Here is a 3,630-nt window from a genome sequence, read left to right as displayed (position 1 = left end):
ACGGCTGTGCGAGCCGGTCGCGGCCGATCGGTAGCCGTCGAGGGTCGCGACGACCGTCGACGAGACAGTTTTCCGCCAAAACGCAACAGGCTCCCCAGCGACAACAAGTCTTCCGGATCATGGGGCGCTAGGCGGCGGAGGCGCGGACCAGGGTGCGGATCTGACGGAGGAGGACGGAGAGGGCGGCGAGGTCGCCGGGGGACTCGCCGAACTCGCCGATGGCGTTGCGGGTGCGGGCGATCGACGTGGCGTTGCTCTGCTCCCACTCGTCGACCCGGGCCTCGGCATCGCCGGAGGGGGCGGTGCCGTTGATGACCTCGGCGGTCAGGGCCGCCAGGGCCGCATACAGGTCGTAGCGCAGCGCCATGCGGGCCAAGGTCTGCCAGCGGTCCTCGCGGGGCAGGTCGGAGATCTTCGACAGCAGGTTGTCGACCCGGAAGCGCTCCGAGAGCACGTAGTAGACCGTGGCGACCTCGTTGACGTCGCGGCCGGTCTGGGAGGCGACCTCGACGATGTCGAGCAGGCCGAAGCCATACATGATGCGGGTGGTGAGCTCGGCCAGGTCGCCGGGCACGCCGAGGTCCCGCAGGCGGATGGTGTTGGCCGTCAGGACGTCGCGCTCCTTGCCCCGGAAGAGGGAGTCGAGCTCGCCGAGCAGCCGGGAGACGCCGGGGCGCAGCCGGGCGATCTCGCCGGGGACGTCGATCGGCAGGCGCCGGTTGGAGACCAGCCAGCGCACCGCGCGGTCGAGCAGACGGCGGATCTCCAGGTAGATCTCGGTCTGCGACTCGGTCGGGATCTGGTTGTCGAGGTCCTCGACGGCGGAGCGCAGCGCGTTCAGCCCGTAGACCTCACGGATGACGACGGAGGCGCGCAGCACGTCGGCCGAGCCGGCGCCGGTCTCCTCCGAAGCGCGGTAGAAGAACGACGTGCCGCCCCGGTTGACCGCCTCGTTGACGACGGCCGTGGTGACGATCTCGCGGCGCAGCGGGTGCTCGGCCATCGACTCGGCGAAGCGCTCGCGCAGCGGGGTCGGGAAATACTCCACGAGGACCTCGTTGGTCCACTCCTCGTCCGGCAGTCCGGAGTCGAGGATCTCGTGCTCCAGGACGATCTTCACGTAGGACAGCATGACGGCGAACTCGGGCGAGGTGAGGCCGACGCCGTTGGCGGCCCGGGAGTCGAGCTCCTCGTCGCTCGGCAGCCCCTCCAGGGCGCGGTCGAGCTGGCCACGGCGCTCCAGGTCGGCGATGAGCCGCTTGTGCACCGGCAGCAGCGACCGGGACTGGGCGCGGGCGTTGCCCAGGGCGGTGGCCTGGTCGTAGTTGTCGCGCAGGACCAGCTCGCCGACCTCGTCGGTCATCTGGGCCAGCAGCGGGTTGCGATCGGCCTGCTCCAGTAGGCCGGCCGCGACGGCCCGGTCGAGCAGGATCTTGATGTTGACCTCGTGGTCGGAGCAGTCGACGCCGGCCGAGTTGTCGATGAAGTCGGTGGCGATGCGGCCGCCGCCGAGCGCGAACTCGATCCGGCCGTGCTGGGTCAGGCCGAGGTTGCCGCCCTCGCCGACGACCTTGGCGCGCACCTCCCGCCCGTTGACCCGCAGGTAGTCGTTGGACTTGTCGCCGACGTCGGCGTGCGACTCGGTGGCGGCCTTGACGTAGGTGCCGATCCCACCGTTCCAGAACAGGTCGACGGGGGCGGCGAGGACGGCGTGCATCAGCTCGTTGGGCGTCAGCGAGTTGAGCGAGGCCGGGATGCCCAGCGCCGCCTTCGCCTCCGCGGTGAGCTGGATCGACTTCGCGGAGCGCGGGTAGACCCCGCCGCCGGCGGAGATGATCGACCTGTCGTAGTCGTCCCAGGACGAGCGCGGCAGGTCGAACAGCCGCCGCCGCTCCTCGAACGACGCCGCCGCGCCGGGCGTGGGGTCGATGAAGATGTGCCGGTGGTCGAAGGCCGCGACCAGCAGGATGTGCCGGGAGAGCAGCATCCCGTTGCCGAAGACGTCGCCGGACATGTCGCCGACGCCGACGACGGTGAAGTCGGTGGTCTGGGTGTCGACGCCGAGCTCGCGGAAGTGCCGCTTGACCGACTCCCAGGCGCCCCTGGCCGTGATGCCCATCTTCTTGTGGTCGTAGCCCGCGGAGCCGCCGGAGGCGAACGCGTCGCCGAGCCAGAACCCGTAGCGCACGGAGATCTCGTTGGCGATGTCGGAGAACGTCGCGGTGCCCTTGTCCGCGGCGACGACGAGATACGGGTCGTCCGGGTCGTGGCGGACCACGTCGGCGGGGGCGACGACCTTGCCGCCGTCGAGGTTGTCGGTGACGTCGAGCAGGGCAGAGATGAACAGCTGATAGCAGGCGACGGCCTCGTCGCGGTCGCCCGGGACCTGCTTGAGGACGAACCCGCCCTTGGCGCCGGTCGGCACGATGACCGCGTTTTTCACCATCTGGGCCTTGACCAGGCCGAGGATCTCGGTCCGGAAGTCCTCGCGCCGGTCGGACCAGCGCAGTCCACCGCGGGCGACCGCGCCGAAGCGCAGGTGCACACCCTCGAACCTGGGCGAGTAGACGAAGATCTCGAACTTCGGCCGCGGCGCCGGCAGGTCGGGGATCGACTGCGGGTCGAGCTTGAAGGCCGTGTAGGACTTCGGGCGCCCAGCCTCGCCGCGCTGGAAGAACGACGTGCGCAGCGTCGCCTGGATCAGGGTCAGGAACGAGCGCAGGATCCGGTCCTGGTCGAGGCTGGTCACCTCGTCGAGGTCGGCGTGGATCGCCGTGACCAGCTCCTTGGACTGCACGGCGCGGCTCTCCTCGGACAGCTGCAGCCGCGGGTCGAAGCGGGCGGCGAACAGCGCCACGAGTTTGGAGGCGATCGCCGGATACTGCAGCAGCGTCGACTCCATGTAGTCCTGGGAGAAGACGGTGCCGGCCTGGCGCAGATACTTCGCGTAGGCGCGGAGCACGACCACCTCGCGCCAGGTGAGGCCGGCCTTGAGCACGAGGGTGTTGAACCCGTCGACCTCCGCCTCGCCCCGCCAGGTCGCGGAGAACGCGTTCTCCAGGTGGGGGCGGACCTCGGCGATCGCCCGCGAGTCCGCGGGCAGCTGGAGGCCGAAGTCGTAGAGATAGATGGTGCCGTCGATGCGGTGCATCTCATACGGCCGCTCGTCGGTGACCCGCACGCCGAGGGAGTGCAGCACCGGCAGCACCGCGGACAGGATCATCGGCTCGCCGTAGCGATACACCTTGAACCGGATGTCCGACTCGTCCTGGCGGCGCCGGTAGACGTGCATGACGAGCTGGCCGGGCTCGTCGAGCAGCTCCAGCTTCGCGACGTCCTTCACCGCCTCATAGGGCGTGTGCTCGTCCTTGTAGGTCTCCGAGATCGCCGCGCCGTAGCGCTGATAGAGCACCTTCGCCTGGTGCTCGTCGTCGAGCTTGCGCTCCAGCACGAGCCGGAAGTCGTCGTCCCACAGCCGGGTGGCCTCCGACAGCCGCTCGGTCAGGTCGTCGACGTCGACGTCGCCGGGTGGGTTGCCGGGCTCGGTGCGCACGATGAAGTGCACCCGGGCGAACTTGGACTCGCTGACCCGGGTGGTGTAGTCGACGCCGATGCCGTTGAGCTCGGCGA

At 69.7% G+C, this 3,630-nt stretch carries 1 protein-coding gene; it reads right to left on the bottom strand.

Annotated features, from left to right (window positions below):
• Nucleotides 1-127: 127 nt before the first annotated feature.
• The coding region (locus tag ABZS58_RS51015) for an NAD-glutamate dehydrogenase (protein WP_354792061.1) at nucleotides 128-3,630 on the bottom strand (3,503 nt) is incomplete at its 5' end.

Source organism: Dactylosporangium sp. NPDC005555 (assembly GCF_040605635.1).
Taxonomy (GTDB): Bacteria; Actinomycetota; Actinomycetes; order Mycobacteriales; family Micromonosporaceae; genus Dactylosporangium.
This window is presented reverse-complemented; position numbering and strand designations above follow the sequence as displayed.